A 22567-nucleotide genomic window follows, 5' to 3' on the forward strand; every position below is an offset into this window, starting at 1 on the left:
TTTGCTTTTACAGCCTCAAAGGTGAGCAAATGTTTCATTATGTCTTTAAGTACAACATTTCATTAATTTGTAGCTAATTCTCTGCGTACCTTTGTGCTTCTACTTTCCAAGAAGGCGAAAGACTCTTTTTTGATACTATTTGATGGTAAGATAATTAGCGTCTTGACCATCAATGCCACAAGCTAAAACCAAGCTGATAGGTATATGTTGCAAGAAAAAAATTTGGGTCTTGGGAACCAGGACTTCTGCCCTTGGAGGGAATTTCAGACCAACAAAACTACGGAGTTCTGTTGGCTATTCCCGATGAATTGGGAAGCCCCGTCTGTATAAACGGCAGGGTAGTTCACGACTGGACTCTTTAAATATTGATAGACGTATGAGCAAAGGTACCCTGTTTGATAAAGTTTGGGACTTACACACCGTTGGTACACTTCCCTCAGGGCTGACACAACTATTTATCGGGCTTCATCTAATTCATGAAGTCACAAGTCCCCAGGCCTTTGCTATGTTACGCGAGAGGGGTCTAAAAGTACTGTTTCCACAGCGTACCGTTGCTACAGTCGATCATATTGTGCCAACAGAAAACCAGGCGCGTCCTTTTGCCGATAGCTTGGCAGAGGAAATGATTCAGGCGCTGGAAAATAACTGTCAAGAAAATAACATAACTTTTTACAATATTGGCTCTGGTAGTCAGGGTATAGTTCATGTCATCGCTCCAGAACTCGGACTGACCCAACCAGGAATGACGATCGCTTGTGGAGATAGTCACACTTCCAGTCATGGGGCATTTGGTGCGATCGCATTTGGTATCGGTACTAGTCAAGTCCGGGATGTTCTCGCTTCCCAAACCCTGGCACTCTCAAAACTGAAAGTCCGCAAAATTGAAGTTAACGGCACTCTCAACCCTGGTGTTTACGCCAAAGATGTCATTCTGCATATCATCCGCACCCTTGGCGTGAAAGGTGGTGTGGGCTATGGCTACGAATTTGCAGGTACGACATTTGAGCAAATGAATATGGAAGAGAGGATGACTGTCTGCAATATGGCGATCGAAGGCGGTGCGCGTTGCGGCTATGTTAATCCCGATCAAGTCACCTATGATTACCTCAAAGGCAGAGATTTTGCACCCAAAAATGCAGATTGGGATAAAGCAGTGGCTTGGTGGGATTCCATCAAGAGCGATGCTGATGCCCAATACGATGATGTAGTGGTATTCGACGCTGCGGAAATTTCTCCTACTGTTACCTGGGGGATTACTCCCGGTCAAGGTATCGGTGTCAACCAGTCAGTACCTCAACCAGAAGAATTGCTGGAAGAAGACCGATTTATTGCCGAAGAAGCTTACCGCTACATGGATTTATATCCTGGTCAACCCATCAAGGGCACTAAAATAGATGTCTGCTTTATTGGTAGTTGCACCAACGGCAGAATTAGTGATTTGCGAGAAGCTGCGAAAATCGCCAAAGGTCGCCACGTTGCAGAGGGAATCAAAGCCTTTGTTGTCCCTGGTTCTGAAAGGGTGAAGGAAGAGGCAGAAGCTGAAGGACTAGATAAAATCTTTCAGGAAGCTGGATTTGAATGGCGTGAACCGGGATGTTCCATGTGTTTGGCTATGAACCCCGATAAGCTACAAGGAAGACAAATCAGCGCTTCTTCCTCCAACCGCAACTTTAAAGGCAGACAGGGTTCCTCTTCCGGTCGGACATTGTTAATGAGTCCGGCGATGGTCGCCACTGCTGCGATTAAAGGCGAAGTCTCTGATGTGCGTGAGTTGCTGTAATTTTCAAAAGGGCATGGGGGATTGGGCATAGAGAAGAGACAAGGGAGACAAGGAAGAGGGGGGAGACAAGGAAGAGACTAGTTCTAATAATTCCCCCTTGTCCCCCTCGTCCCCCTCGTCCCCCTCGTCCCCCTCGTCCCCCTTGTCCCCCTTGTCCCCCTCGTCCCCCTCGTCCCCCTTGTCCCCCTCGTCCCTTTTTCAACAGTCTGTCATTGAAAGAATAGATAAAGTTTATGGTGAGTGAAGTTAAAACAGTTTCAGGGCGCGGTATACCCTTAGTGGGCAATGATATAGATACCGATCGCATTATTCCCGCGCGATATTTGAAAGCCGTTACCTTTGATGGGTTAGGCGAAGGCGCGTTTATTGATGACCGGACAGCACTCAAAGGTGAACATCCCTTTGACCAACCCCAATACAAAGGGGCGAATATTTTAATAGTCAACCGTAACTTTGGCTGTGGTTCATCACGGGAACATGCACCCCAAGCGATCGCAAAATGGGGAATCCAAGCTTTAATCGGTGAAAGCTTTGCCGAAATCTTTTTTGGTAACTGTGTGGCAATGGGCATACCTTGTCTGACAGCCGATGCTGTTACTGTTAAAGAATTGCAAGAGTTAGTCGCTGCCAATCCTCAAGCCGCCGTGACAGTGAATTTGGAAACCTTGCAAGTGCAAATTGGTGATTACACCGCCCCAGTTGCGATCGGTGAAGGGACAAGAAGCACATTTATTTCAGGCACTTGGGATGCTTGCGGTCAGTTGGTGGCAAATGCTGACCAAGTTCGAGCAACGGCTGCAAAATTACCCTACGTCGGTTGGGGCAATTTAGCTGCAAGTTAGTATTCTTTCATTTTCTGGTTGTCAGCCAGAGAATCAAAGAACACCAAGAATTGCTGCGATCGCTCTGGCTAACCAGATAATTTGGGTTGTGCGTAATCAAAAATATTTTATAGCGGTTCTCGTTTACGTGAGGTACACCCGTAGGGGCACGGCATTGCCGTGCCCCTACACCTGGCGATATAATGTTGTACCGCATCTGAGTGGGAACCGCTATAGCAAAGTTGCTAATTTCTGTTTTCAAAAGTGGAGAATATACGGGTCTTCTTAGGAGATTGAATTAACCAATAAGGGATTTTAATCAAAAGACAAAGTTTACTTTAAAAAAGCAGCTTTCTTGATAGCAAACTAAAATTTAGCTTATTGCAGACGGCTTAAAATCATACAGCCATTTGTGAAAATCATCATTAAGACTCATTTGCCGCTCCTGCGTCTGCCCACTAGATGCCACGTTGTTAGTGTCGTAGTAGCGCATTTCACCCCAGGCACTACGAGCTTGGATGATTTTTGTGCGCTCAATCCGACGCTGTTCGTAACTAGTTAAAGCTTCTTGGAGATTAGCTGACTGGGAAAAACACTCTTGCAGTTCATATGCATCTTCAAAAGTAGTATTGGCTCCCTGTCCCATCGCAGGTGCCATCGGATGGGCGGCATCGCCTAAGAGAGTTACTCTGCCTTGACTCCAGTGGGTTAAGGGCGGGCGATCGCAAATCGGCCCTTCCCAAATTTGCTCGGCTGGTGTTGCTTGTACCACCGCCCGAAAGGATTGATCCCAATCAGCTAATTCATGGAGAATGCGAGACTTCACCTGATCAGCACTGTGGGAAAGAGAGTACTCAGGCGAGAACTTCCGACTAATCCAACTGGTATAGCCACCGCCCACATTGAGGAGGTACATAAACTGTTGATTGCCTTTGACAAAAACCAGTTCATAGTCATTAAATAGCTCGTGATGATACTTGATGACGGCACGCCAACACATACTACCAATATAATTAGGCTTACCCTCGCCAAATAAAGTTTCTCTGATGATAGAGTTAACGCCATCAGCCCCAATCAGCAAATCTGCATATACCGATTTTTCGCCATCAAAATGAATTTCCACACCGTTTTCATCTTGCTCAAAGCCGATGCAGCGATGATTAAGGTGAATGATCTCAGATGGCAATCTAGAGGCTAATACTTGCTGTAGACGATACCACCAAATAGTCAATAATGGCTGTCCATAATTCTCCAAGTATTTAGTTGCGTTAGTTCGGAGTGTTTCTCCCTGGGTATTCTTTAAAACCGTGTGATGAACCTCGCACCCTGAACTTTTGAGGGTTTCGACAATTCCCGGCGCGTTGGCACAGCCCGCCGCAGGCATCGCATCTAGGGAATTCAAGCCATTAGGAGCGAGGCCTAGTCCAGTTCCAGCCGGACGAAATTCTTGGGCTTTTTCGTATACTTGAACATTAATACCTTGGCTTCTCAGTGCGATCGCAGCAGCTAAACCGCCTGGGCCAGCACCGACAATGGCAACTTTCTCTACTATGGGTTTGGATAATTTCTGAGTTAGATTTGTGTTCATAGAAGTCAGAATATCTCCACAAATAAATGCGCTTCCTTCATGTCTCAAGGCAGGCTTACATTTGAGCCAGACGCACAATCATTAATTCTGGCTCCTGAGTGCTTTTTTAGTCAATCTTCCTGAAGAATCAATTCTGAATTAGTGTTCTCATGAGTCATCACCTTTGCGGTTGCTAGTGGTAACAAAAACTGCACACTTCACAATTTTTCGCCAAGCCGACAAATACTCATAAACACCTTTAAGTCGATTTTGGCGATAGATTCCCTAAATTCGATTTTTAAATTTCATAAACTTTTTGTAACGGAAATAAGCTTGCTGTATCATTTTCATACTCAAAAATGATTGTGAAGAAGAGTTTGTATGAAATTTAAGTCAGCTTCCGCATGTATTGGTTTAAGCCTTCTGAGTTTTTCAGTCAGTTCATTGCCGCGTCTTGTAAATTCACCACAAGTTTTTGCCCAAGAGGTTAATTCTTCATGTCCTCTGCCATCTGAGATTGCCGTTACTTTCTTAGATTCTAAATGTCAGGAAGTAAAACTAGAACAGCCTCAGACCTTTTATCGCTACTATAGTAACAGTGGAAATAAATACGGCAGGTATTTAACAACTGACAAATATAAAACAAATGTAGAAGTAATTAAGAATCTAGCTCTCAATCAAGCATGGGGCAATCAAGCCACTATGATACAAACAATAACTTTACCAGCAGGAATGATAACTTATCAAGGAATTGTTGCCCCTCAAGTACCTACAGAATGCTATCCAGGTGGTGCTCAACAGACATTTATTCAAGATTCAAAAGATCCAAATATCAAATGGTCTGATGGAGAAAATATCGTCGTGGAACCTTTTAGTTGTCCGTAAAATTCATGAAAACTAAGACAGAAGAATTTATCAAGCTGATTGACCAAGCGTCTGATATTACCGAACAGATGCTTAAAGACACAAAATCTGAGTCTTCAGCACGTTTAAATAACGTGATTAGTGCCCTACAATCTATTAAAAGCAAGACACTGAATGGGAAGCTGGAACCATCAGGAGGAACTTCAACTCTTGGTTTAGCTCATGGAGTGGCGGATTGGATTGAGCCGTTAGATTCGCCATTATTAAAAGCTGTAGGTGCAATAGAGGAATATTATCAAAAAAACCTCTAAATTGCCTATTTAGACTCTTTACTTGAACATGATCGTCATAGAAGCAGTGCTGAGTACCGAGTAAGAATTCTCATTTGGAACTCAGCACTGTTTTGCTGAAAGTAATGATGTAATTATTATCTACATGAAACATGGAAGAAAATTCCTTAGCTCCAATAGCTTCAAACCCATTTACCCAGGAATTGAAAATCTTGGGTTCAGAGGAGGTAGAAGTATCTTTGAATGTCAATAATATCTCCTACTCAGTCAAGCTAGAACCTCGTGTTACTTTACTGGATGCACTACGGGAAAAGCTGGGTCTAGTGGGGACTAAAAAAGCTTGCGATCGCGGTGAATGTGGCGCTTGTACTGTATTAGTTAATAATCGGCGAATTAACTCTTGTATGACTCTAGCAGTCATGCATATTGGTACTGAAATTACCACAATTGAGGGATTAGCGCCAGATGAAAAACTCCACCCCATGCAAACAGCTTTTATTACCCATGATGCTTTTCAATGTGGTTACTGCACATCGGGTCAAATTGTCTCAGCCGTAGGGATGATATTAGAAGAAACGCCAAAAACTGAGGCAGAAATTAGAGAAAAAATGAGTGGAAATCTTTGCCGTTGTGGAGCATATCCTAATATTATTGCGGCGATTCAAGACGTGCTAGAGGAAATGGAAGATGCAGCCATTTAGTTATGCTAAAGTTACTTGCCAAGAGGCTGCGATCGCAACAGTTAATCAAGACCAAACTGCTGCATTTATTGCAGGTGGCACAGATTTACTGGGATTGATGAAGGATGGAGTTCAAACAGCGAATATATTAATTGATATTAATAGTTTGCCTTTAGCAGATATTGAATCTCACGCTAATGGAATCCGCATTGGTGCAGTCTCTCGGATGACTGATGTAGCTTTTCACCCCAAAATTCAGGAATGTTATCCAGTAATTAGCCAAGCATTGTTACAAAGTTCTTCACCGCAACTGCGAAATATGGCAACTGTGGGCGGTAATTTAATGCAACGAGTCCGCTGCGGTTACTTTCGTGATCCGGTTTTTCCTTGTAATAAACGCACTCCCGGCATAGGTTGTTCGGCAATTACAGGCTACAATCGAATGCACTCTATTTTCGGGGGAAGTGAACATTGTATTGCTGTGCATCCCTCAGATTTAGCTGTAGCATTAGCGGCATTAGATGCGGTGATTTGCATCCAAGGAGTAGAAAGAGCAAGTCGAATTTCAATTCATGATTTTTATCTTTTACCAGGTGAGACACCAGAAAAAGAAACTCTATTACAGCCTGGAGAATTAATTATTGCCATTGAAATTCCAGATTCTGCATATAAGTCCTATTATTTAAAAGTCAGAGATCGAGCTAGTTATGAATTTGCTCTTGTTTCCGTAGCTGTTGCTTTAGACATAGAACAAGACATGATTAAATCAGCACGCATCGCTTTTGGAGGAGTAGCACCCAAACCTTGGCGTGCATGGGAAGCTGAAGAATTTCTCCAAAATAAAGCAATCAATGAAACCACGTTTAGAGATGCAGCCGCATTAGCCATCAAAGAAGCGAAACCGCAAACACACAATGAATTCAAAATTGAATTAGTCAAACGCGCTTTGATACGTGCGCTTTCAGTTGTGGGAGGAAAATCATGACTAAAATTATCGGTAAACCACTCGATCGCGTCGATGGTAGGCTGAAAGTTACCGGAGAAGCATCTTACACAGCCGATGTGCCAATAGAGAATTTAACTTATGGAGTGATTTTTCAAAGCGCGATCGCCAGCGGTAAAATTATCCAAATAGACACATCCGCCGCCGCAATCACCCCTGGTGTGCTAGATATCATTACTTATCAACAAACCCCATCTCTAGTAAAAATACCCTTCTTTGGGTCTCCACAACCTCAGTCAACCGAAAAAGACCATAACATCTACTACGATGGTCAACATTTGGGAATTGTAATTGCCCAAACCTTAGAACAAGCCGAAACCGCCGCCTCTAAGGTAAAAATTATCTACGAAGAAGCACCGCCGACAGTCACCGTGACAGATGCAGAGATATTTGAACCCGAATCAATATTTTTTGGCATCATGCCGGGTAAAATCACCAGAGGAGACGTTGAATCGGGTAAAGCTCAAGCAGATGTGCTGGTAGAGCAAGTTTATACCACACCAATGGAACATCATAATCCCCTAGAATCTTCTGCAACGATCGCAATGTGGGAAGGGGATAACTTGACGCTGTATGAAACCACTCAAGGCATTTCTGCAACCCAAAGAGCGATCGCATCTGTGCTGAATATTCCTCAAGAAAATGTCCGCGTCATCTCCAAATATTTAGGCGGGGGATTTGGTTGTAAGGCGCTGCTGCGATCGCATACAATCTTAGCTGCGATCGCATCTCGTCAAGTAAAACGCCCTGTGAAAGTTGTGCTAACGCGATCGCAAATGTACACTGCTTGCGGCCACAGATCCCAAACTGAACAACACTTAACGTTAGGTGCAACCAAGGAAGGTAAGCTAACCGTCATCAATCACATTGGCACATCTTTAACATCGTTATTTGATGACTTTGTAGAACCCGTGGGTGCAGCAACAACGATGATGTACGCCTGTCCAAATTTGGAAGTAAAATACCGTTTAGCACGCATCAACACTGCCACACCAACCTTTATGCGTGGGCCAGGAGAAGCAACGGGAATGTTTGCCCTAGAATCGGCAATGGATGAACTGGCTTATGCTTTAAATATTGACCCAATTGAACTAAGACTAAGAAATCATGCAGATATCGATCCCCATAAAGAATTACCTTGGTCAAGTAAATCCCTAAAAGAATGTTATCAAAAAGGGGCAGAAATTTTTGGTTGGTCACAACGTAACCCAGTTCCCCGTTCCATGCAGGATGGTTATTTCCTGATTGGTTGGGGAATGGCAAGTGCGACATTTCCCACCAACGTTGGAACTGCATTAGTCAAGGTAGAAATTTTTGCCAGTGGAGAAGTGAAAATACAAAGCGGTACTCAAGACATCGGTACTGGCACTTATACAGTGATGACGCAGGTAGCCTCTGAAGTATTAGGCTTACCTGTGCAGTTTGAACTGGGTGATAGCAATCTTCCTAAAGCGCCGATTGCAGGGAACTCAATTACAGTTGCTAGTGTTTCCCCGGCGGTACATAAAGCAGTGATCGCTGCACGAGATAGAATAATTCAAATGGCGATCGTAGATGCAAATTCGCTGCTGTATGGATCTCAAGCAGAAGATATTAGCGTTGAGTCAGGGCAAATATTTTTAAAACAAGACTCATCGAAGCGAGACAGCTACACCGATATTCTACGCCGTCATGGGTTAGAGAGTTTAGAAGTTACAGAAGAATCTTCAGCCAGTCCAGAGAGCAAAGAATACGCCAAACACTCATTTGGTGCGATATTTGTGGAAGTTGCAGTTGATGAGTTGTTGGGAGAAATCAAAATTAGGCGTTGCGTAGGCGTTTATAGTGCAGGGCGAATTCTCAACTTCAAGACAGCACGGAGTCAAGTTGTTGGTGGGATTACATGGGGAATCGGTATGGCGCTGATGGAGAAAACTGTAATGGATACAAATCAGGGCAGAATAGTTGGTGCTAACCTTTCAGATTACCTGATTCCGGTTCATGCAGATATCCCAAATATGGAAGTGCAATTTATTGAAGAACACGATCCTTACGTGAATGCGCTAGGAACCAAAAGCCTGGGGGAACTTCCCATTGTTGGGGTAGCGGCTGCTATATCGAATGCAGTTTATCATGCCACAGGTAAGCGGATTCGTGATTTGCCAATTACACCAGATAAGTTATTGTGACTTTTCACGTTATGTGGAAAAGTCCACCAAAAACCTAACCCCCTAACCCCCTTCCCGACACGGGAAGGGGGAAAATTCAAAGTCTCTCTCCTTTTAGGAGAGAGATTTAGAGAGAGGTTTTCCAGATGGCGTGAAAATTAAAAAGGCGGTTAGAAACCGCGTCTACACAAACAAAACCCACCTCCGTGGGTTTCAAACCCTCAATTTTTCTTAGAGGATGTTTGAAAAGTTTTCTTCTCGGTAACAAAACGTTCTAGATCCCCCTAAATCCCCCTTAAAAAGGGGGACTTTGATTCCGGTTCCCCCCTTTTTAAGGGGGGCTAGGGGGGATCAGTTAGTGCCTAACATCACAGCCAACCACTTTTTAAACAACCTCTTATTCCACAGAGGCGGACTTTGCCTGTGTAGCCGCAAATTCCATTGCCTTAGCTCTCAATTAACTTTAATTACGAATTACAAATTACTTTAACGTGCATCACCAATCAGCACAAATGGCGACCAATAAAAAGGATGGCGATGGTCTGCAATTAACTTCAATTTAGCTTTTTGCAAAGCTTCCCCTTTCGTCATACCAAGCTTGAGATTCTGATAAAAATCAACCATCAATTCTTGAGTTGCTTCATCCTCAACCGCCCACAAACTTGCCATCACAGCCTTAGCACCAGCCCGTTCAAATATATAAGCAACTCCTGCAATACCTTCACCATTAACATTAGTGTCTACAGCAGTTTGACAGGCACTCAGAGTAATCAATTGTGTGCCTTGTAAACCTAAAAGAGCAGCATTAGCAATGTTTAAAGCTTCATCAGCAAATAGTAACGTATTATTTTTTAAATTGACTTTTTTGCAATCTTTCGCTTGAAAACAGCCGTGAGTTGCTAAGTGCAAAAATGAAAAGCGCAATGCTTGAGATTTAAACCTTTCTAAGGTAGCTTCTTTATTGATATAAAATTCACTGTCTGGCAGTATTTCCTTAATATTTCTAACTTCTGCTTCTGCACCTGGGAGATTTTGCGGGTCACTGGGTACTGGATTACCAAATGCTAAAACAGCTTGTGGTTTGGGGGATACGGCATTTTGTACATCTAGAGATTTTAGAGAATTATTGGAAATGCGAGTGAGATAATTGACAGGATATTTTTCAATTAGAAATTGGTTAGTTTTACTGTCGTAAAGAGTCTCAAAAGGTAAATGGCGCAGTTGACCAGTAGCAATAATACTCAGTTGTTTAGGTGATAAAGCCTTAATTTTGTCTTCTATAGGACGAATAAGAATATCATAAAGTTCGCCGCCAGTTTCAGCGTAGCTAGCATCAGTGTCATTTTGTACCTGCTCTTCTAAATATTTTGTGAGAAGTTTATTAAATTCAGTAGGGTTAATAGATTTTTTAATAACGCTCAACTCGCCTTTTGTGAAGATAAAAAAGGCAATATTGTTGGGCATATCTTCTACATTAGTCAGCAAGACAGGTTGAACTACGACCGTTCCTGCGGGTATGGAGGATGTAAGATTTTTAATATCTATGGGTGTAGTTTCAAAGAGTTCTGCCACTTCAGGAAAACGGCGAGAGATATTTTCAGCTTGTGAATAAACTTGTGCTTCTAATTGCCGAATTTGTTGGGGTAGGCTTTCGGATTGATCGCTTTGCAGTTGTTGTCGCAGTGCTTCCAATTGCTGATTTTTTTTACTCCAGTCGTCAAGGCTCTGCTGTGCTTCTGGATTGGCAACTTTAGCATTAACGAGGCGAGTATAATCAGCAAGGTCGACTGTACTGAATATGTTAACCCATTCAAAGGCTCGATTGTATTTATTTTGATTAATAAGAACATCGACTAAAGCAGTTGCATATACACTGTCTTCCTGTAAAAACTTTTGGCGATTTTCCCGTTGCAAACCCCGGCGCATTTCTAAGCTTATTTGGAGAGATTGCTCTAAATTAGTAATGGCTTCATCTGGTCGATTTGTACCTTGGAAGAGTCTACCAATATTACCCAAGGTGACAGCTTCACTATAGCGATCGCCCACAGCCCGCAAAAGGGGCAGAGATTGGTTGTAAAATTCGAGTGCTTTTTGCTTTTCTCCTAAATTGAAGTAGACTTGACCGATGTTATTGAGAGTACCAGCTTCACCAGAGCGATCGCCCACAGCCCGCCTAAGGGGAAGAGCTTGGTTGTAAAATTCGAGTGCTTTTTGCTTTTCTCCTAAAGCGGAGTAGACTCCACCTATATTATTGAGTGTAGTGGCTTCACCAGAGCGATCGCCCATAGCCCGCAAAAGGGGCAAAGCTTGGTTGTAAAAATCGAGTGCTTTTTTCTTTTCTCCTAAATCGTGGTAGACTCGACCGATATTATTGAGTGTAGTGGCTTCACCAGAGCGATCACCCACAGCACGATATAGTGGCAGAGCTTGATTGTAAAAATTGAGTGCTTTTTGCTTTTCTCCTAAAGCGGAGTAGACTCGACCAATATTATTGAGTATGGTGGCTTTACCAGAGCGATCGCCCACAGCCCGCAAAAGGGGCAGAGCTTGGTTGTAAAAATCGAGTGCTTTTTGCTTTTCTCCTAAATCGTCGTAGACTCGACCGATATTATTGAGTGTGGTGGCTTCACCATAGCGATCTCCCACAGCACGCCTAAGGGGAAGAGCTTGGTTGTAAAAATCGAGTGCTTTTTGCTTTTCTCCTAAAGCGGAGTAGACTCCACCGATATTATTGAGTGTAGTGGCTTCACCAGAGCGATCGCCCACAGCACGCCTAAGGGGCAAAGCTTGGTTGTAAAAATCGAGTGCTTTTTGCTTTTCTCCTAAAGCGGAGTAGACTCCACCGATATTATTGAGTGTAGTGGCTTCACCAGAGCGATCGCCCACAGCACGATATAGGGGCAGAGCTTGGTTGAAGTAATCGAGTACTTTTTGCTTTTCTCCCAAACGATCATAGTTAAAGCCAAGCCCAAGCAGTGCAGTTGCTTCATGTTTTTGGTCTTTGAGTTCTCGTGCAATGGTTAAAGCTTGTTGAAATATTTGTATTGCTTGTTGGTGTTCTTGCTGCTGTGTCAGTTTTATCCCTTGCTCAAGCAGTCTTTCTGCCTCTTGCGATCGCAAGTTTTGAGTTTGTCCCCAAGTGGGTTGAGCCATCAACATTACTGTTACAGGCGTTAGATAAACACCCACAGCCAAAAAACTGGTGAGAATTTTTTTCATAGAATAGTGCAGAGGTAGCTGTTTTGAATTAGGTTTTAACAGAAGCTGTCTTCACCAACATCCTGATGTTGCAATATTTCGTATTAATATCGTGATGTTTGTAAGGAATGTTGCGATGTTTCGTATTAATATCGTGATGTTTGTAAGGAATGTTGCAATGTTTCGTATTAATATCGTGATGTTGGTGAGGAATGTCGCAATGTTTCGTATTAATATCGTGATGTTGGTGAGGAACATCGCAATGTTTCGTATTAATATCGTGATGTTGGTGAGGAATATCGCAATGTTCCGTATTAATATCGTGATGTTGGTGAGGAATGTTGCAATGTTTGTGATGAACATTCCAATGTTTCTTATTAATATTGTGTTTGTCGTTAGAAACGTCAAAAAGCTTAGGGGCATAAATATACGCCCCTACAGATGAAATGATTCACATCAATAAGGTTTTGCCAGAATGGTGATCGTTCTTTGTTGTGAATTGAACTGGATTTCATTTACCACATATTGCCAATTTCTCGCCACTGACTGAATACCCCGCAACTGTGCTGTGGAAACTACAGGTGGTTTTAGCTTCACCACCGCTTGACCTTGAGTAGGATTTTTTACAGTAAAAGTATTTAGGGGTATACCGCTCCAAGTTACTGGCTTACCTATAGGAAGGTCTCGCGGCCCCCGGATAATTTGCCGCCCATTGCTTCTGTAAACCAACGACCCATTCTTGAAAACTACTCTTGCAATTTGGCTTAGAGGAATTGTAGTAGTTTTATCATTACGCCGAATTGATAGTGCTTGCCCTTGTGCATCAATTCCTATTACTCGACCACTGCTTGACTCACCGCCTTTAAAGATGACCTCTGCTAATTCTGGTAACGCTACTGCAAGTTCTAATTCATCTGCGTTGACTGGTGTCTGTGCCAACAAGAAATTTCCCGTCTTGACATCCTTACCAATTACAGCTTCGATGTTTCCTGCGATCGCTGCTGCCATTACTAAGATTGCCACAACCCATCCCTGGAAAAAAGCTTTCATGGCTTTAACAGTATATTTGACTATATTTAACTTTCTCATTAAACTTCAAAGACATATATATAATTTCCGTAAAATCACTAAAATCAACTGATTATGTACCTGTAGCAGTTTGTAGTTGAGTGAAAGATAGACCTAACCCCCAGCCCCTTCCCTACAAGGGAAGGGGAGCAAGATTCAAAGCCTTTTTCCACTTCAACAAGGGAAGGGGAGCAAGATTCAAAGCCTTTATCCCCTTCAACAAGGGAAGGGGAGCAAGATTCAAAGCCTCTCTCCTTTTAGGAGAGAGGTTTGGAGAGAGGTCAAAGTATATTTGCATACAAACGGAAAGGCTATATTGTTTCCCTCATCTCCCCGTACTCCCCTATGAACCAAGCCCCAAATCCTAACCAAGAAACCAATATTTTAGGTAAATTCACCAGTGTACTTGGCTTGCTGGGTGCGGCGCTTTTCTTTGCAGGTTGGATTTATCGTTGGTCATATTTCTACTTTTTTCAACTAGAAATCAATACCCTCGACTTACCCGCACAGTCTTTTCTCATAGTTCCTCTGCAAATATTTCTCGGAGATGGCTGGACAATCTGCAAAACAGCGATCGCCTTTTTTATCGCTGCGATCGCAATTCAAGCTACATTATGGTTAATTAAAATCATCAGTGAGACGGTAGTCTCTGCCAGCCAATTACTACTGAGTCGCATCATCTCTGCAACTCAACACAAACGCTCATGGACAGCTAAACAGCTTAAATCTCTAGCTGAATTTGGTTTTGGGCAATTGCGCTCAGTTGAATTTCTGCGATCGCTAGTCAATGAAATAGTAATAGTATCCTGGGTATTAATAGTGATATTTTGGTTAGCTCGTTGGCAAGGCATTGCAGATGCACGACGAGACGCTGGTGAAAACTCCACTTTGCCGGTTGTAGCGTTAATTACACCTGAAGAAAAATTTGCAGTGGGACGCAAGCTTGATGATATATTTGCTGACCCTTCCTTGAAAGGCTATCGCATTATTGGCGATCGCGGTCTATTCGATGACTTGCGAGGCAGAGAAGATAATGATATCAGCAATCCAAAGCAGCCGAGAGTTTGGCGTTTACTTTTAGAACGTGGCGGCTGGATTTATTTGTTTCGAGCATTGCCCCCAAATGCAAAACCTAACGAGATACCATCAATGTTGGCGATTCAAGAAAGTGATAAGGGACATATCATCATTCGCAGTCCAGAAGTTTCTAAAACTAGTTCTCCTTGAGGATAATCATCACCTCTGCGCCAGATAATCAAGCAATCATCTTCTCCAAAGCAACCTGCAAATCTTTTGTCAAATCGATCACAGCTTTTTTAGCTGCATTGCGATCGCCCTGACAATTTTTCCAGCGTTCCGTAACTGAAATTGGCTCTCCCACTGTAATTTGTGCCCGTCGCAAACCTAACCGAGGTCTCCCCGGAAGCGATGTATCTTGAATTCTAGAAAGCATATCGAATACAAGCAAAGCTGTTTCCGCAAACCGTTCCGCCGTCGGTTGTTCTTGAATATAAGTAGCTGTGACTGCAACAAAACTTTCCACTATCCGCATGTGTCGCATCCGCAAGTCTGCTTCCTCTGCAATCCAGTCTGCCAAACCGCGTTTAAAGGGTGGTAAAGCGTTGATATCTGGCAAATCTTCCCGATATATGTAATTCCAGCCAGCCTCTTCTAAACGGCGACAGCGGTCAATAAAATTTCCCTGTGCTTGAACTCCAAAATATTGTTCGGCAACTTGTAAAGCCTTATCCAGTAAGCGATGAAGTCTAGCAATCAACACTTGATTAGGAGTAGCAGATTCATCAGTTGCAATGGTTTTTGGGATGTCTTGATGATAGAAGCGACGATAAAACTCTTCCATCTCGGTAATCAGATATTCAGCCAATCTACAGAGGCGTTGATAGTAAATCTCTTCACCCCCGCCCGAATCAATTTCTATTGCCGGCAAGCCGCTATCAGCTTCTAACTTACTCAATAACCAATCTAGCTTAGACCAAGGTGGCTCAACGTAGCGATACTGGATGGCAATCGGCACAATGATCACAGTTTCAGTCCGATTGGCTTTTTGCAAGTCTTCTACACACCAGAACCCCATTTGAGCAACACCGGGTTCCAGTGGGCTAACAATACCACTATGACCATTAGTACCGCCTTCCGGTGCCACTGCGATCGGTAGTTCGCCATTAGCAAACAACTCCCGTGCTGTTTGAATAGCTTGCCGATCTAGCCGCCTACCCCGATGAACCGGCACACCCCCTAACCGTGAAAACAACCAACCCAGCCATTCTCCAGCCCAAACCGTCATACCCCGGTCGTAAAGAAAATAGCTGTGAACAAGAGATTGCAGTGTAATACCTTTCTGACGAGCAACCTGTGGCACAATGCGAGAAAGCAAATACAACATACAGAGGGGATCTTCCACCTCTGGGTGGCGAAATGCCAGCAAAAAGCGAATTTTTCCAGCCTGAAATTGTTGATAAAGTTCAGCTAAAACTTCAACATTCTTGGCTTCAACACCGACAATACCAGCCGTTAGCCAAGGCCGAGTGCGAAACCGTAACACCATCGGCAGTAACCACCGAACAATCTGGAGTATCAGCGGGTTAAACCGTAGAGTAATAAATTTCAGTGGTGGTTGAGTAGACTGAATCGATCTAGGCAAGTCGCTCTCCAGATTGTATTTTTAGCGATTCTACAACATGGGGTCTTGCTTTATCGCTTAGAATTTGTGCGATCGCACTTAAGATAAATCATATCCAATGGAGGTTAGCGGACTCGAACCGCTGACATCCTGCTTGCAAAGCAGGCGCTCTACCAACTGAGCTAAACCCCCATAAAATTAAAATAGTCGGTAACTTTGTTTGTCGTTGTTATTGTAACTTATATTGTTCCGTTACCAAAGGGATGAAGCCAGAAAATATTCAGATAGTCGCGGCACTGTATAAATTTGTCAAGCTGCCAGATTTTGCCGAAAAACGAGATCCGCTGCTGTCTTACTGCCAAGCACAAGGTGTCAAGGGAACAATTTTGCTGGCACAAGAAGGCATTAACGGTACAATTTCCGGTTCACGTCAGGCGATTGACTCTGTTCTTTGCTTTCTGCGTACTGACCCTCGTCTAGCAGACCTAGAATACAAAGAGTCCCATACTGAAACCCCGCCCTTTGAGCGGATGAAGGTGCGGTTGAAGCAAGAAATTGTTACTTTGGGGTTGCCTGAAATTGACCCAAATGAACAAGTTGGCACTTATGTCAGTCCCCAAGAATGGAATGATTTAATTTGTGATCCAGAAGTAACGGTGATTGACACCCGCAATGATTATGAGGTGAATATCGGTACTTTCCAAAGAGCAGAAAATCCCCAAACTGGCTCATTCCGAGAATTCCCCGATTATGTGCGCCACCACCTCGACCCAACTAAACACAAAAAGGTTGCCCTATTTTGTACGGGTGGCATTCGCTGTGAAAAAGCTTCATCCTTCATGCTTACCCAAGGCTTTGCAGAAGTCTATCATCTCAAAGGCGGCATTCTCAAGTATTTGGAAGAAGTTCCAGCACAAGAAAGTTTATGGGAAGGAGAATGTTTTGTCTTTGATGACCGAGTAGCTGTCAGTCATGGGTTGGAGGAAGGAAGTTATGAGTTGTGCCTCTGTTGTGGGCATCTGATTTCTGAAGAAGATAAGGTATCTCCAAAGTATGAGCAAGGTATCTCCTGTGCCTATTGTTTTGATAGCCTCACCGCCGAGAAAAGAGCGCGTCAGCAAGAAAAATGGCGGCACTACCAAACCCAAGCTGCTAATTCCAAAAATCGGGATCTAAGCTAACCGCTCGTAAAAACCTCAAGCAATCTGTAAGTCAAACTTAACGAGTTTTAAATGGCATCATATAGAACCCATTCAAATGCGGTACAACATTACATCACGAGGTGTAGGGGCACGGCAGTGCCGTGCCCCTACGGGTGTATCTCACGTAAACGAGAACTGCTATATTAAGATTGGTTAATTACTGATCATTTGTCATTGCGATTGTAACGAAGAAAAAGAAAGCAATCATAAAGTTTTGTGATTGCTTTCTTTTTCTATAAGGTGCACTCACTTTCGGTCGCAATTACAGTTATTTAAGCAGACATGATCAGCTGTTACGCAATTAATTTTTACATTTACCTAATGACTGATGAATGTTAACCGTCAACAGTCAACAGTTAACGACCATCAAGAGTGTTTATATACTTTAGACGCGCATCAGCTGATCATTCATTAGCTTCAGTCAAAGATAATTCGGAATTTAAGGGCAAAAATACTGTAAATGTAGTACCTGTTTCAATTTCACTTGTGACACTGATTTGACCTCCGTGAGCCTCAACGCACCTTTTAACGATTACTAACCCTAATCCGGTACCCTGAATTGAGTGGACATTTGAGGCTCGGTAAAATGATTCAAAAAGTCGAGCTTGGTCTGGTTCTGGAATGCCTATACCTTGATCTTGAATATAAAAAATTGCTACCTTCTCAATCGGATCGCATATTAAATCAAACTGAATTTTGCCACCTTTTGGAGAATATTTAACCGCGTTTGAGAGAAGATTCCCAAACATGTAATGTAAAAGTCTTTCATCCATTACAGCGTCAGTATGATCGCTATGACAGGTAAAAACAATTTCACACACACTACTTTCAAGAATAGAAAAATCTTTGATTAACTCTCGACAAAATTGCTCTAAGTTCAGTGGAGTAGGGTTATATACGAGTTTTTTCGCCTCCGTTCGACCCATAAACAGCACCTCTTCCATAAGTTTTTCCATAGATTGCACAGCACCTTGAATTCGCTTTAAATAAATGCCTTTTTTTGCATCTGTCAAATTTGCTCCTTGCATTTCTATGAGTTCTACTGCCGTTTGAATAACAGTCAAGGGATTACGGAACTCATGAGATACGGTAGAGATAAATAAAGACTTGAGACGGTTAAGTTCTTGCTCCTTTTCCAATGCTTGCTCTAGCAACTTTGCTTGGTGTCGTTCGCTCAGATCCCAGAAAACAATTACTACACCATTTATCTGGTCAAGTCGTCGCTTCAGTGGTGAAGCACTATCACCAATTGGAACTCTTTTTCCCTGTCTTGTAATCAGAGATGTGAATTCCCCTAAATAAACAACCTGTTGATCTCGCAGTACTTTTGTTACTGGGCTTTCTAATGTAGTCCCTGTAACTTCATCGACAATATGAAAAATCTTCGCCGCTTCATTTCCTAAAGCATCTTTTTGCTGCCAGCCAGTCAGAGACTCAGCTGCGGGATTCATAAATGTCACCCTTCCTTGCTCATTTGTAGCGATTACAGCATCACTCATTGAGTTTAAAAGGGTTGCTAACTGATCTCGATTCTCTCGCAGATCACGCTCTAATTGGTGTTTTAAAAGAGCGATTTCGATCGCTATTCTTAAATCTTTTGTAGTAAATGGTTTAACGATGTATCCGAAAGGTTGGGTAACTTTTGCTCTTTCTAAAGTATGATCATCACCGTATGCTGTTAAATAAATTACAGGTACATCTAACTGCTCACGAATTTTACTGGCAGTAGCAATACCGTCCATCTCACCTTTAAGAATAATATCCATTAATACTAGTTCTGGTTGAGTTTCCGATGCTTTGGCAATGGCAACTTTTCCAGATGAAGCTGTTCCCGTAACAATGTATCCTAGTTGACTGAGTTGGCTGGCAATAGTTCTAGCCACAATCACTTCATCTTCAACGACTAAAATCCTAGCTTGACCCATTTGATATTTACTAATGCAAAGTTAACTGCGTGAATTGGATTTTGAATACTGTTCCATGATTGCGTTCTAGATTAATGCAGCCTTCCAGTTGTTCTGTAACCAAGTCATATACTAATGAAAGACCCAAAGAATCAGTATTTGTCCAATCTAAATTATCTGGTAAACCAATCCCATTGTCTCGGATAGTCATCTCGATATTATTACCAACATTACGTAAAGTAATACTGATTGTGCCTACTTGTTGGTTGGGAAAAGCGTGCTTGAGGGCATTGGAGATTAATTCGTTGATCACCAGTCCACAAGCAATAGCTTGGTCAACATTCAAACTCACTGAATCTATATCAGTTTCTAAACCGATTTTACCAGGACATATTTGATAGGAAATTAGTAAACTTGCTGCCAAATTATGGATATAGTCAGCAACATCAATTTGTCCAATATTAGCGGAAGTATATAAATTTTTATGAATTAGAGATATTGACTCAATTCGGTTTTGACTTTCTCGAAGAACTTTGATGACTTCTGGATCTTTAAGTGTTTGAGATTGGAGTTGCAATAGACTTGAGACAATTTGTAAATTATTTTTAACTCGATGATGAACTTCTTTTAACAGAACTTCTTTTTCAGCCAAGGCATTTCTTAACTTTACTTGAGCTTTTTGTCTTTGAACAAGTTCAGTTTGAGCTTGCTCAAAGATGCTGGATTGTTGAATTGCGATCGCTAATTGGACTGTAAGTTGATCGAGCAAATCTAATTGATTTTCTTCCCACTCGCGGAAACCAGAGCATTGGTGAGCAATCAGTAAACCCCAAAGGTGAGAGCCAGAGTTTTTAGAGCTTACTTCTAGTAAAATGGGTACGACTAAATTTGCTTTGACTTCAAACTGTTCTAATAAACGAATATGGCAATCAGTTAGTCTCGCTTCATAAATATTAGCGATCGCTCTTTTACGTCTTTGATAATACTCCAATCCAGCGCCTGCTTGAAAACATGTATCATGAATCTGCACGTTTAAAGAAACTGTCCATCCAGGTTCCACCGACTCTGCCACAATTGTGCCGATCATCTCTGGGTCAAACTGATAAACTACCACTCGATCAACCCCAAGTAAATCTCGCACTTCTTGAACTGTTGCATTCAGAATATCTTGGAGATTCAAAGATTGACGAATCCGTTGAGCAACGGTTCGCATCAATTGCTCCCGCTCGGCTTGAGCTTTTAGAGCCAGTTCAGTTTGCTTACGTTCTGTTATATCTTGTCCAAGACCAATAATTTGACCATTTGAAAGTTTAACATTAGTCCAAGATGTGTCCAGTAAATGACCATCCTGCATCTGAGTCTTAAAATCACTCCAATTACGTTGTGCAGACTGAATAGAATTAATCACATATTGTCGATATTCAGGATTAGGATATAAAGATTCCAAAACATCACCAGTTTGAAAATCTTGAAATTTCCAGCCTAAAACACTTTCCCATTCTTGGTTTACCCACTGAAGTTTGCCATTAGTATCAATGAGCGCAATCATCAACGGTATACTCTCAAAAATTGTCTGCAAAAACTCATTTTGCTCTTGGAGTTTTGTTTCTATATTTTTTCGAGCATTTATATCATAAAATACTGTCAAAATAGCTGACTCACCATTAAAAATTAAATATTGCAGTGAAGCGATCGCCCAAAAATAACTTCCATCTGCTCTTTTTAATTGAAGTTCATAATTATGAATAAAACCATGCTGATTAAGAACTTTTAATAGTGTTTCTAAATCGGCTATATTATGATATAAATCTAATAAACTTTTGCCATTAACTAAATACTCGGCAGAAAACTGAAATGTTTGAAGCAATTCTGGATTAGCATATAAAATCAACCCATCAGACAGACGTGAAATAAGAAAGGGAACAGGAATGGCTTCAGAAATAACTCGAAATCTAGCTTCAGTTTCCTGAAGCATTTTTGCTATTCGTTTGTGTTCTGTTATGTCTCGAATATTAACTAACCGAGCATTGTACTTGGCATAGTCTATTTTATGTGTGACAATTTCAACATCAATAATCTCTCCGCATTTTCGCCGTTGTTGCCATTGTCCAGCAAAATGTAAGTTAGAGTGTCTTTGTCTTAAATATTCTATGAAAATAGGCACATCTTCTGGAAGGAAAATGTCAGTTATTCGCATTTGCAAAAATTCTTCTCGTGAGTAGCCATAATGGACAACAGCAGCTTCATTTACATCTAAAAATTGCAGATTATTCTGGTTATATACCCACATTGGATTGGGGTTTTTAGAGAAAAGAAGATTAAAACTTCTTTGGCTATCATCAATTACTTTTTGTCGATGTAACTCTAAATACCTGATTACTTGTCGAGCTAACAGTTGCAAAGCTGCTTGTTCTTTAACGGCTAAATTTCGCGGTGCATAATCAATTACACAAAGGCTACCTAATGCAAAACCGCTTGAGGTAATTAGGGGAACACTCGCATAAAAGCGGAAATAATTATTTGATGTTACAAGAGGATTTGTAGAAAACCGTTCATCTTGCAAAGTGTCAGGGATAATTAATATTTGACTTTGCAAGATAGTATAATTACCAAAAGAAATGCTTCGAGGGACTTCTGATATAGTTATTCCAATTTTTGACTTGAACCATTCCCGTTCTGCATCAACTAGGCTAATGAGAGCGATTGGTGTTTCACAAAGGTTAGCAGCTAGTTGAGCTAGTTCATCAAAAACTTCTTCTGGTGGCGTATCTAAAATTTGATACTGATTAAGTACTTCTAGTCGTTGGCTTTCATTTTCTGGAAATAGCATTAGTTATTGTGTGACAAAAATCTTTTGTAGTATCAGATTTAACTTGAATTCGACGAACCTAAAAAGCCACTACAGCCAGAAGGTAAGTTGGCATGATCACATAGAAGCTTAACATTGAGCATGGTTAAATTTTACATATCTCATCCTTTTAGCAGATGATAACTATTAGAGCAACAGTGATGCTGTTAAAGACCTACTAGCAATCTAACTTTTCCTTTTGTGTTAAACAAACTTAAAATTTTGGGTTCAATAATTATTCAAAAGGTTATTAGTGATTACTGGATAGAACTCATCACTGAAAGTCCTTACTGCATCTACTATTTTGGACCTTTTCAAACATTTATTGAAGCGAAAGCTGCTTGCCCTGGATATATTGACGACCTTGAAAGCGAGGGAGCCTTGGGAATAAAAGTCGTCATTAAACGCTGCCATCCAGATGTGCTAACGATTTGTGATTAAGAAGTGAGGTATAGCAAGTAGTTTCCAGTTGAATGAGGTACCAGAAGAAGTAAGTGAAGATGAAGAGTGCCATCTAGAAACTAAAAATCTTTACATCATAGATTTATCCCCAG

17 protein-coding genes and 1 tRNA gene are annotated in these 22567 nt (G+C 41.8%); 10 read left to right on the top strand and 8 right to left on the bottom strand.

Annotation, left to right across the window (positions count from 1 at the left end; all coding sequences use genetic code 11):
- The first annotated feature begins 376 nt into the window (after positions 1-376).
- Both leuC and leuD read left to right on the top strand, forming a co-directional pair.
- Complete coding sequence (gene leuC, locus H6G92_RS25115; RefSeq protein WP_190896889.1) at positions 377-1780, top strand: 3-isopropylmalate dehydratase large subunit; 1404 nt, start codon at positions 377-379, stop codon at positions 1778-1780.
- Between the two features lie 233 nt (positions 1781-2013).
- Positions 2014-2622 carry a 3-isopropylmalate dehydratase small subunit gene (leuD, locus tag H6G92_RS25125; protein WP_190896891.1) on the top strand — a complete coding sequence of 203 codons (609 nt, stop codon included), beginning with the start codon at positions 2014-2016 and terminating at the stop codon, positions 2620-2622.
- Between the two features lie 7 nt (positions 2623-2629).
- On the opposite strand, the gene H6G92_RS25130 is transcribed toward leuD, so the two are convergent.
- Together H6G92_RS25130 and H6G92_RS25135 are read right to left on the bottom strand one after the other, a co-directional pair.
- Positions 2630-2863 carry a hypothetical protein gene (locus H6G92_RS25130; RefSeq protein ID WP_190896893.1) on the bottom strand — a complete coding sequence of 78 codons (234 nt, stop codon included), beginning with the start codon at positions 2861-2863 and terminating at the stop codon, positions 2630-2632.
- Positions 2864-2974: 111 nt separating this feature from the next.
- Complete coding sequence (locus H6G92_RS25135; RefSeq protein ID WP_190896895.1) at positions 2975-4189, bottom strand: FAD-dependent oxidoreductase; 1215 nt, start codon at positions 4187-4189, stop codon at positions 2975-2977.
- Between the two features lie 360 nt (positions 4190-4549).
- Here H6G92_RS25135 and H6G92_RS25140 point away from each other — a divergent pair, with 360 nt between their 5' ends.
- The 5 genes from H6G92_RS25140 (at position 4550) to H6G92_RS25160 (ending at position 9173) form a co-directional block, all read left to right on the top strand.
- Entirely contained in the window at positions 4550-5053 is a 504-nt protein-coding gene (locus tag H6G92_RS25140) for a hypothetical protein (protein WP_190896897.1), read from the top strand.
- A 5-nt stretch (positions 5054-5058) separates the two neighbouring features.
- Positions 5059-5343, top strand: coding sequence for a hypothetical protein (locus H6G92_RS25145; RefSeq protein WP_190896899.1), 285 nt, complete (start codon positions 5059-5061; stop codon positions 5341-5343).
- A gap of 131 nt (positions 5344-5474) precedes the next feature.
- Entirely contained in the window at positions 5475-6023 is a 549-nt protein-coding gene (locus tag H6G92_RS25150) for a (2Fe-2S)-binding protein (RefSeq protein ID WP_190896901.1), read from the top strand.
- Positions 6010-6987, top strand: coding sequence for an FAD binding domain-containing protein (locus H6G92_RS25155; protein WP_190896903.1), 978 nt, complete (start codon positions 6010-6012; stop codon positions 6985-6987). The genes H6G92_RS25150 and H6G92_RS25155 overlap by 14 nt, the downstream gene beginning before the upstream one ends.
- On the top strand, positions 6984-9173 hold the full coding sequence (locus H6G92_RS25160) for a xanthine dehydrogenase family protein molybdopterin-binding subunit (RefSeq protein WP_190896904.1): 2190 nt from the start codon (positions 6984-6986) through the stop codon (positions 9171-9173). Before H6G92_RS25155 ends, H6G92_RS25160 begins: the two co-directional genes overlap by 4 nt.
- 465 nt (positions 9174-9638) lie before the next feature.
- On the opposite strand, the gene H6G92_RS25165 is transcribed toward H6G92_RS25160, so the two are convergent.
- Positions 9639-12371, bottom strand: coding sequence for a CHAT domain-containing protein (locus H6G92_RS25165; protein ID WP_190896906.1), 2733 nt, complete (start codon positions 12369-12371; stop codon positions 9639-9641).
- 435 nt (positions 12372-12806) lie between these two features.
- On the bottom strand, positions 12807-13400 hold the full coding sequence (locus H6G92_RS25170; RefSeq protein WP_242059303.1) for a hypothetical protein: 594 nt from the start codon (positions 13398-13400) through the stop codon (positions 12807-12809).
- Positions 13401-13763: 363 nt separating this feature from the next.
- Here H6G92_RS25170 and H6G92_RS25175 point away from each other — a divergent pair, with 363 nt between their 5' ends.
- Positions 13764-14645, top strand: a complete 882-nt coding sequence (locus tag H6G92_RS25175; RefSeq protein ID WP_190896910.1) for a hypothetical protein — start codon at positions 13764-13766, stop codon at positions 14643-14645.
- 28 nt (positions 14646-14673) lie between these two features.
- On the opposite strand, the gene H6G92_RS25180 is transcribed toward H6G92_RS25175, so the two are convergent.
- Both H6G92_RS25180 and H6G92_RS25185 read right to left on the bottom strand, forming a co-directional pair.
- Entirely contained in the window at positions 14674-16080 is a 1407-nt protein-coding gene (locus H6G92_RS25180) for a lysophospholipid acyltransferase family protein (RefSeq protein ID WP_190896912.1), read from the bottom strand.
- Positions 16081-16178: 98 nt separating this feature from the next.
- Positions 16179-16251, bottom strand: a tRNA-Ala gene (locus H6G92_RS25185).
- Between the two features lie 71 nt (positions 16252-16322).
- Here H6G92_RS25185 and trhO point away from each other — a divergent pair.
- On the top strand, positions 16323-17240 hold the full coding sequence (gene trhO, locus H6G92_RS25190) for an oxygen-dependent tRNA uridine(34) hydroxylase TrhO (RefSeq protein WP_190896914.1): 918 nt from the start codon (positions 16323-16325) through the stop codon (positions 17238-17240).
- A 425-nt stretch (positions 17241-17665) separates the two neighbouring features.
- Here the strand turns inward: trhO and H6G92_RS25195 are convergent, their stop codons facing one another.
- Both H6G92_RS25195 and H6G92_RS25200 read right to left on the bottom strand, forming a co-directional pair.
- A complete protein-coding gene (locus H6G92_RS25195; protein ID WP_190896916.1) occupies positions 17666-19186 on the bottom strand; it encodes a hybrid sensor histidine kinase/response regulator in 1521 nt (506 codons plus the stop codon).
- Between the two features lie 10 nt (positions 19187-19196).
- Positions 19197-21995: a PAS domain S-box protein gene (locus tag H6G92_RS25200; RefSeq protein ID WP_190896918.1), complete on the bottom strand. Its 2799-nt coding sequence runs from the start codon at positions 21993-21995 to the stop codon at positions 19197-19199.
- 219 nt (positions 21996-22214) lie between these two features.
- Between H6G92_RS25200 and H6G92_RS25205 the strand changes: the two genes are divergently transcribed.
- Positions 22215-22454 (top strand): DUF1816 domain-containing protein, encoded by a 240-nt coding sequence (locus H6G92_RS25205; RefSeq protein WP_313889995.1) that lies wholly within the window; start codon positions 22215-22217, stop codon positions 22452-22454.
- Positions 22455-22567 lie beyond the last annotated feature (113 nt).

Origin of the sequence: Nostoc foliaceum FACHB-393 (assembly GCF_014698505.1) — a bacterium.
Lineage (GTDB): Bacteria > Cyanobacteriota > Cyanobacteriia > Cyanobacteriales > Nostocaceae > Nostoc > Nostoc foliaceum_A.

Coding starts and splice junctions, on each gene's coding strand:
- leuC (WP_190896889.1), top strand. CDS start 377: ATGAGCAAAGGTACCCTGTTTGATAAAGTTTGGGACTTACACACCGTT.
- leuD (WP_190896891.1), top strand. CDS start 2,014: ATGGTGAGTGAAGTTAAAACAGTTTCAGGGCGCGGTATACCCTTAGTG.
- H6G92_RS25135 (WP_190896895.1), bottom strand. CDS start 4,189: ATGAACACAAATCTAACTCAGAAATTATCCAAACCCATAGTAGAGAAA.
- H6G92_RS25140 (WP_190896897.1), top strand. CDS start 4,550: ATGAAATTTAAGTCAGCTTCCGCATGTATTGGTTTAAGCCTTCTGAGT.
- H6G92_RS25145 (WP_190896899.1), top strand. CDS start 5,059: ATGAAAACTAAGACAGAAGAATTTATCAAGCTGATTGACCAAGCGTCT.
- H6G92_RS25150 (WP_190896901.1), top strand. CDS start 5,475: ATGGAAGAAAATTCCTTAGCTCCAATAGCTTCAAACCCATTTACCCAG.
- H6G92_RS25155 (WP_190896903.1), top strand. CDS start 6,010: ATGCAGCCATTTAGTTATGCTAAAGTTACTTGCCAAGAGGCTGCGATC.
- H6G92_RS25160 (WP_190896904.1), top strand. CDS start 6,984: ATGACTAAAATTATCGGTAAACCACTCGATCGCGTCGATGGTAGGCTG.
- H6G92_RS25165 (WP_190896906.1), bottom strand. CDS start 12,371: ATGAAAAAAATTCTCACCAGTTTTTTGGCTGTGGGTGTTTATCTAACG.
- H6G92_RS25170 (WP_242059303.1), bottom strand. CDS start 13,400: ATGAAAGCTTTTTTCCAGGGATGGGTTGTGGCAATCTTAGTAATGGCA.
- H6G92_RS25175 (WP_190896910.1), top strand. CDS start 13,764: ATGAACCAAGCCCCAAATCCTAACCAAGAAACCAATATTTTAGGTAAA.
- trhO (WP_190896914.1), top strand. CDS start 16,323: ATGAAGCCAGAAAATATTCAGATAGTCGCGGCACTGTATAAATTTGTC.
- H6G92_RS25195 (WP_190896916.1), bottom strand. CDS start 19,186: ATGGGTCAAGCTAGGATTTTAGTCGTTGAAGATGAAGTGATTGTGGCT.
- H6G92_RS25200 (WP_190896918.1), bottom strand. CDS start 21,995: ATGCTATTTCCAGAAAATGAAAGCCAACGACTAGAAGTACTTAATCAG.